The 7,261-nt window shown below is 57.8% G+C and carries 6 protein-coding genes and 1 other annotated feature; of the genes, 4 read left to right on the forward strand and 2 right to left on the reverse strand.

The features are described 5' to 3' along the window. Positions 1-32: 32 nt before the first annotated feature. Both QZL67_RS06750 and QZL67_RS06755 read right to left on the reverse strand, forming a co-directional pair. Positions 33-797 carry a TraX family protein gene (locus QZL67_RS06750; protein WP_292920041.1) on the reverse strand — a complete coding sequence of 255 codons (765 nt, stop codon included), beginning with the start codon at positions 795-797 and terminating at the stop codon, positions 33-35. 24 nt (positions 798-821) lie between these two features. Continuing rightward, the gene (locus tag QZL67_RS06755) at positions 822-1,469 is read right to left on the reverse strand and encodes a helix-turn-helix domain-containing protein (RefSeq protein WP_022289982.1); all 648 of its coding nucleotides are present in this window, start codon (positions 1,467-1,469) and stop codon (positions 822-824) included. 479 nt (positions 1,470-1,948) lie between these two features. Continuing rightward, positions 1,949-2,193 (forward strand) — a binding site (T-box leader). A gap of 81 nt (positions 2,194-2,274) precedes the next feature. Here QZL67_RS06755 and QZL67_RS06760 point away from each other — a divergent pair. From QZL67_RS06760 to QZL67_RS06775, 4 genes are all read left to right on the forward strand, one after another. Continuing rightward, positions 2,275-3,501 carry a hypothetical protein gene (locus tag QZL67_RS06760; RefSeq protein ID WP_022289983.1) on the forward strand — a complete coding sequence of 409 codons (1,227 nt, stop codon included), beginning with the start codon at positions 2,275-2,277 and terminating at the stop codon, positions 3,499-3,501. A 95-nt stretch (positions 3,502-3,596) separates the two neighbouring features. Further along, positions 3,597-4,661 (forward strand): iron-containing alcohol dehydrogenase family protein, encoded by a 1,065-nt coding sequence (locus tag QZL67_RS06765; protein WP_022289984.1) that lies wholly within the window; start codon positions 3,597-3,599, stop codon positions 4,659-4,661. Positions 4,662-5,076: 415 nt separating this feature from the next. Next, positions 5,077-6,189, forward strand: a complete 1,113-nt coding sequence (locus QZL67_RS06770; protein WP_022289985.1) for an iron-containing alcohol dehydrogenase family protein — start codon at positions 5,077-5,079, stop codon at positions 6,187-6,189. A gap of 30 nt (positions 6,190-6,219) precedes the next feature. After that, a partial coding sequence (locus tag QZL67_RS06775) for a bile acid:sodium symporter (protein WP_292920043.1) occupies positions 6,220-7,261 on the forward strand: 1,042 nt, incomplete at its 3' end.

Raw genomic sequence — 7,261 nt, forward strand, 5'->3', positions numbered from 1 at the left:
CCAATCTTCGGATTGGCCGCCTCCCCTGGATTTCAGAGCAGAACGTGGACGATGCAGGATGCACATGCGGATAGGAGCAGCAAATGGGCCGGGTAAAAAGCGTAGAAGAAATACTTTATCTGACGCCCCCGTCGGCCGTTATAAGCGGCGATCCAAACCAGCGCGGATGCGGCCGCCAGAAAATAGGGGTCGATGAAGCCGACCGGCGAGAAATCCAGCCCGCACAGATACATGGTCAGTACGGCTGCAGGGAACTTTAGCCCAGGCCGGCTGCGGAACCGGTCAAACAGCACGATCAAAAGGATGCCGTAGTATCCGCCGTCCAACCTGAGCATGAAAGCGAGAACGGCTCCGGCCAGTGTGATGGCAGCCTGTAAAACGGGGGACGTTCCGCCTTTTTGAAGCACCATCAAAACAAGCAATCCCAGGGAGAGTTCAAACAGCACGTTCTGCGCTCCCGCGTCCAGGAGAGTGCCGGCAAATGCCAGGTCGTAGAGCGGTTCGGACAGCACGGCGAAGACCATGAGGTTCCGCAGATAAATTCCGGGCCGGCGGGTGTGTACAAAGCCCTCTGTCAGGAGAAAGCAGAAGATGGGAAATGCGATCCGGCCAACGATGTGACAGACCTCAATCAGCGATAACAGGGCAGAAAATTCTGCGTCGGTAAAGAGGGAGCGGGAAGCGTTCAGGGCGATCCCGTTTTTCAGCACGATTTGCCCGATATGGTCTGTGAGCATGGAGCAAACCGCCAGTATTTTCAGGCCGCTGCCTGAAATTCCCGTCCAAAAAGGTTTCATAACTGTCTGTCTGCGGATGCAGGTTTAATTGCGGACCTCGATTTGGTATTCCAGTGTTACGATGTCCTGTGTATACGCATCGGCAGTGATCTGAATGACATAGGAGCCCTTGTCAAAATAGAGTGTCTGTGCGTCTTCCAAAGACTGGCCGTCCAGCTGATAAAAAACACGGCCGTCGGTATCGGTCATGACAACATGGAGCGTTCCGTCATCTGTGGAGGCGTCCACCTCGATGTGAAGATCTCCGCTCTCCGGAAGAGTAAAGTACCCGGTCCCGGCATCAATGAGCGGCTGGCCCAGGTTCTCCGTCTGGTAGGTTTCTTCCTTTTGCATGGTGAATGCGACGGGGTGGGGGGACACCGCCCGAAACCATATCCCTCCGAGAAATCCTCCCACCAGAAAGACAAGAAGCAAAGCGGAAAAGATCAGCCGGCGGTGCTTTGCGGCTTTATCATCAGGGCTTGGGAGTGCGGGGAAGTCGTGTCCCAGCAACGCGTCCACGGAGATGCCGAAGTGGTCGCTGATGCGGATCAGGGTCTCCAGATCCGGACAGCTCTTTCCGGTTTCCCAGTTGGAGACCGTTTGTCTGGAAACATAGAGCAGATTTGCAAACTCGTCCTGACTCAGGTGTTCCCGTTTTCGCAAGTGTTGGATTTGATCGCCTATGTTCAATTCAAATCGATCCTCCTTTCAGAAATATGATCCGGTTTGGAGCGGAAAATGTCTATCAAACCTGTTTGACATTGCAGCTGATTCCGCTTGACATGTTGATAAAAGACGCTTACATTTGCCATTTTTCTGCTTTTTTGCGATAAAATTAGTGAGAAGAAAAAACGGCCTCGAAGCACGGCCGTGCAATTCAGAGACGCCGGCTTTGATGCCGCTGGACAGGACATCAGAGCAAGATTTGCTGCACGCATTTCGGCAGATACGCTGCCCGGAAAGGCGGGCATGACGGCGGGGGTCCTCTTTGCGCAAACTTGCGGTGGTGTCTGCGTCAAGAAGACACGCTACCACAGTTTGAGGAAAAAGAAAAGCATGGGGCACTAAGAATTATCAAAAACACCAATATCTGCGAGAATGAAATGGATTATTTTGTGCGAAACGACTTCTTGACGAAAAACAAAATCATGTGCTATTATCAAAATCACAAAAACGCGATGACGCAGAGTAGTAAGCAAGGACGCGCTTTCAGAGAAGTGCCGGGTGGTGCGAGGCACAAAGTCGACGGAATTGCCGAACTGGCTGTATCAGCGGCTGGACCGAAGGTGAGTAGGTGCAGACGGGTGCTCCCGTTACAGTGCAGGGATATGATGGTATCCCATAGAGGGTGTTCCCATAGAGGGAACAAAGAAGAGTGGTACCGCGGAAGGTTTTTCATCCTTTCGTCTCTTCTGCCAATCGGCAGGAGCGACGAAAGGATTTTTTGTTTTCCTGCCAAACCATCCAATATTTCTGTTTGCAGGAGGAAGAAATCATGAAAAAGCGCAGTATCCCCAAAACCCCGTTCTTCGCGGCCTTCTCCGTAGGCGCGGTCTTGTTTTCCGCCCATGCCGGCGGCGGCTTTGCCACGGGTAACCAGGCCAATACCTATTACGTCGGTCTCGGCTGGGCCGGCGTGGTGTCCGCCATCGTGGCCATGCTGCTTTTGACGCTGACTATGCGCCAGGCGATGGTGATGTACAACTCCAGGGGCCTGACCAGCTATAAGCAGCTCTTTGAGACCCTCTATCATCCCTTTGACAAGATCGAGTGGCTCTTTGAAGTCTTTTTCTACATCATGGTGCTGATGGCCGTGGCAGCCGCAATCTCCGGCGCTGCGTCCGCGCTCCAGGGGTACTTCGGCATGAACTACTACCTGGGTGTTGTGGCCGTGGGCGTACTGGTGCTGATGCTGACCATCTTCGGCGCCGGTATCGTCCGGGCGGCCTCTACCTACATGGGCATCGCCATCTTGATCACCGCTATTTCCATCTATGCCATCGGCATCTTCAAAAGCGGCAGCAGCATCAGCTCCGTCCTGGCTGCTGACTTCCAGACCACCGGCTTCGGCAATATCCCCAAGGCCGTGCTCAATGCCTTCACTTATGCCGGATTCCAGTGTGTGACGCTGCCCACCATGGTTGCCTGCGGCACCACCATGAAAAACCGCGAGGGCTGTGCCAAGGCCATGTGGATTTCCTTTGTAATGAATACGGTGGCACTGGTACTGTCCGTGTTCATGCTCTTGTCCTGGCAGAGCGTTTACACCGCCGTGGAAGGCGGCACCACCATCCCCACCCTCACTGTCTGCAACGCCATGGGCATCCATGCGCTGACCGTGATCTACGGCGTGTGCCTGCTCCTGTGCCTGATCTCCACCGGCGTGACCACCATCTTCGGCTTCGTGGCCAGATTTGAAAAGCTCTCCATGTTCAGCCGCATCCAGTCCGCTCCCATCCGCAGTGCCATCGTCTCTGCTTTCATCATCATCCTCTCCATGACCATCTCCATGGCGGGCCTGAGCAACATCATCAAGTACGGCTACGGCTACTGCGGCTACCTCGGCATCGCCGTGGTGGTGATTCCCTTCCTGACGGTGGGCGTCTATAAGAACCGCAAGTACCTCAAGAACCACGCCTTTGCCAACGCCGCTGAGACGGAGGAGGAGCCAGCCTCCCGTGCCCGGACCATCCGTCCCGTGGCTGCCGCCCAGGGCGACTGATTGTGAACAAGACCGCCGCCGGCGGGGAAGGGTTTTCCGCCGGCGCGGTGAAATGATCTTAGTGAAACAACGCAGAAAAAGAAGGAGTCTTGAACATGCAAAAGTCCCTATTTCCCGGATATACCGTCGGGCCGGATGCCTATGAGGATATCGTGAACGTATGCCCGGCCTACGGCAAAAAGGTAGTCATCATCGGCGGCAAGCGGGCGCTGGCCGCCGCCAAGGATAAGATTTTGAAGGCGATCGAGGGTTCCACCCTGGAAGTCATCGGCGTTTTCTGGTATGGTGGCGAGGCCTCTGTGGAGAATATGGATATGCTGCGGCCCCAGGTGGCGGACGCGGATATGCTCTTTGCAGTAGGCGGCGGTAAGGCCATCGACACCTGCAAGGTGCTGGCCCACAGCACCAACCGTCCCTTCTTTACCTTCCCCACCATCGCCTCCACCTGTGCCTCCTGCACCAGTCTCGGCATCGTCTACCATCCGGACGGCAGCCTGCGGGAGTACTCCTTCTCCAAGATCCCGCCCAATCATATCTTCATTGACACGGAAATCATCGCAAACGCCCCGGTGCGCTACCTCTGGGCCGGTATGGGTGACACCATGGCCAAGCACTACGAGTGCACCATCTCCTCCCGCAACGACACCCCCGCCCACTCCGACGCCATGGGCATCGCCCTGAGCTCCATGTGCGCCGCGCCCATCCTCCGCTGGGGCAAGCAGGCCATGGCGGACTGCGAGGCCCACCGGGTGACGGAGGAGCTGACAGAGATCATTCTGGCCATCATCGTCTCCACGGGCTTTGTGTCCAACTTCGTTCAGGTGGACTATACCACCGGCATGGCCCACGCCATGTACAACGGCTTTACGATCCTGCCCTCCACAGAGGCCAATCACCATCTCCACGGCGAAGTGGTCTCCTACGGTATTTTGGTGATGCTGACGGTGGATAAGCAGTATGAAGAGCGGGACCGGGTCATGGCGTTCAACAAGTCCATTGGCCTGCCCACGAAACTCGCTGACATCCATGCCCGTCCGGAGGACCTTCCCGCCGTCACGGAGAAGGCGCTGGCGGGAATCGACGTCCGGGTCTATCCCTATCCCGTCACGCAGCAGATGCTCATCGACGGTGTCATGGAGTTGGAGTCCATCCAGAAGTAAAATGAAAAAATCTGCGTTTTGCACAGGAAAAACCTGGGATTGTCCAAAATGTTTCGGCTAAATCGTCGGATTGACGAACGCGAAAAACTTTGGTACATTAAAACGCAAGAAAGGCGATGACGAAGAACGCCGACAGAACAGGGTGTACAGAGAACCTGCGGATGCTGAGAGCAGGGAACCGGAAGCTGTCCAGGGCGATCCCTTCTGAGCCGGCGGTCGAACGCGAAAGCAAGTAGAACCGCACGTGCAGGCTACGTAAGTGCCTTAGGGCTTGTTGGAGCCTAAAGGGGTACGGCTTGACCGCCGTGCAATTTGAGTGGTACCGCGGAGATGATTTCAGCAGCTTCGTCTCAAAGCAAAACTTTGGGACGAAGCTGCTTTTGTTTTGTCCCGCAAAAAACAAGGAGGAAGCATCATGTTCACCAATTACACCAACTGCCTGCCCGCCTGGAGTGTGGGCCCCGACTGCTACGAGAAAGTCTACGGTGTGGTTTCCAAGTTCGGCAAATCCGCGGCGGTGATCGGCGGCAAGACCGCGCTTTCCAAGGCCTACGGCCCCCTGCAGGAAGCGCTGGCCGGTACCGGGTTCAAGCTCAGTGAGCCGGTCTGGTACGGCGGCAACTCCACGTATGAAAACGTCGCCATGCTGGAAAGTCAGCCTGCGGTACAGGAGGCGGACGTGATCTTCGCCGTGGGCGGCGGCCGGGCCGTGGACACCTGCAAGGCAGTGGCCGAGCATCTGGATAAGCCCCTTTTCACGTTCCCCACCATCGCCTCCAACTGCGCGGCCTGCACTGCCATCGGCGTGTTCTATAACGCGGACGACACCTTCAAGGATTACTTCTATCCCTCCCGCTGCCCGGAGCACACCTTCCTGAACACCAAGATCATTGCTGAGGCGCCGGAGAGCCTGCTGTGGGCCGGCATCGGTGACGCCCTCTCCAAAGAGTGCGAGGTGGAGCTGGCCTCCCGCGGGGAAAAGCTGAACCACACCACGCTGCTGGGCACTCAGCTGGCCCACACCTGCACGGACCCTCTGGTCCAGTACGGCAAGGCCGCCATGGAGCAGTGCCGGGCCAATACCCCCGGCTATGAGCTGGAGCAGGTGGCCCTGTGCATCGTGATCTCCACCGGCATCGTCTCCAACCTGACGGTGGACCCCGGCCAGGCCTACTACTACAACAGCTCTCTCGCCCACTGCGTTTATTACGGTGCTACCCTGGTGCCCGCCTCCGGCGGCCATCACCTCCACGGCGAGATCGTCTCCTTCGGCGTGCTGACGCTGCTGACCTACGATGGTCAGATGGAACAGCGGGACCGGATCATGCGCTTCAACCGCTCCATCGGCCTGCCGGTGACCCTGGCGGAGATCGAGCTGACGGAGGCGGATCTCCAGACCATCGCGGACAAGGCCGCCACGGTGCTGGAGTGGACAAAGGCGCCCTATCCCGTCACGAAGGAGGCCTTCATGCAGGCCATGCGGGATACCGACGCCGCCGGCCGGGCATTGTTGGCCGCCGAGAAGTAATCCTGCGGAGAAAAGAGAGGAGAGACATCCATGAAAACTGTCAACCGTTTTGCAGATGTGCTGAATAAAAACCTGGCCCTCCTGTCTGTGCTGTGTGCACTCTTTGCGCTGATGGTGCCGTCCTTTTGGACGAATCTGGCGGGCAGCGTGAATCTGGATCTGAGTTGGGTCCCATTCATGGGACGGTATTTTTCCTCCCTGGGCTTTGTGAATCTGCTGCTGGGCGTCATCATGTTCGGCATGGGCATGACGCTCCGGGCCGAGGACTTTGCCCTGATCCTCCGCCGTCCCCGGGACGTGCTGGTGGGTATCTGCAGCCAGTACGTGTGCATGGCCGGCTTTGGCTGGCTGGTGGCCAAGCTCCTGAGCCTCACCGGCGTGGGCGGCCCTGAGACCTGCGCCCAGATCGCGGTGGGATTGGTGCTGCTGGGCTGCGTCCCCGGCGGAACGGCCTCCAACGTGATGACCTTCCTGGCTCACGGCGATGTGCCGCTGTCCATCACCATCACCATGTGCACCACGCTGCTGGCCCCCGTGCTGACGCCCTCGCTGACGCTGGCTCTGGCCGGTCAGTGGATCGAGGTGAACTTCTGGAACATGTTCTTCTCCATCGTGGTGGTGGTCCTGCTGCCGATCCTGCTGGGCCTGGGCGTCCATGCAGTGGTGGGCGAAAAGCTGGAGAAGATCAAGAAGGTACTGGTTCTGATCTCCACTGTGTGCATCCTGCTTGTGCTGGGCATGTGCGTGGGCCCCAACCAGTCCAGCTTCACCCAGAACGGTCTGACGGTGGTGGTCGTTACGATGCTGGCTGTGCTGCTGCACCATGTGCTGGGCCTGGTGGCTGGCTATGCCATCGCCCGTGTGTTCCACTTCAATGAGGCCAAGACCCGGGCCCTGTCCCTGGAAGTGGGCCTGCAGAACAGCGGCCTGAGCTGCACGCTGGCCACGTCTGCCTTCCCCGGTACCATGGCGGTGCTGCCCTGTGTGCTGGCTACGGTGGTCCACCAGGTGGTGGGCCCGGTGGTGGCGAACCTGTTCGCCTCCCGGGACAGCAAGCCTGCCAAGGCACCGG

The sequence above is a fragment of the Oscillibacter sp. CAG:155 genome, from assembly GCA_000436875.1.
Classification (GTDB): domain Bacteria; phylum Bacillota; class Clostridia; order Oscillospirales; family Oscillospiraceae; genus Oscillibacter.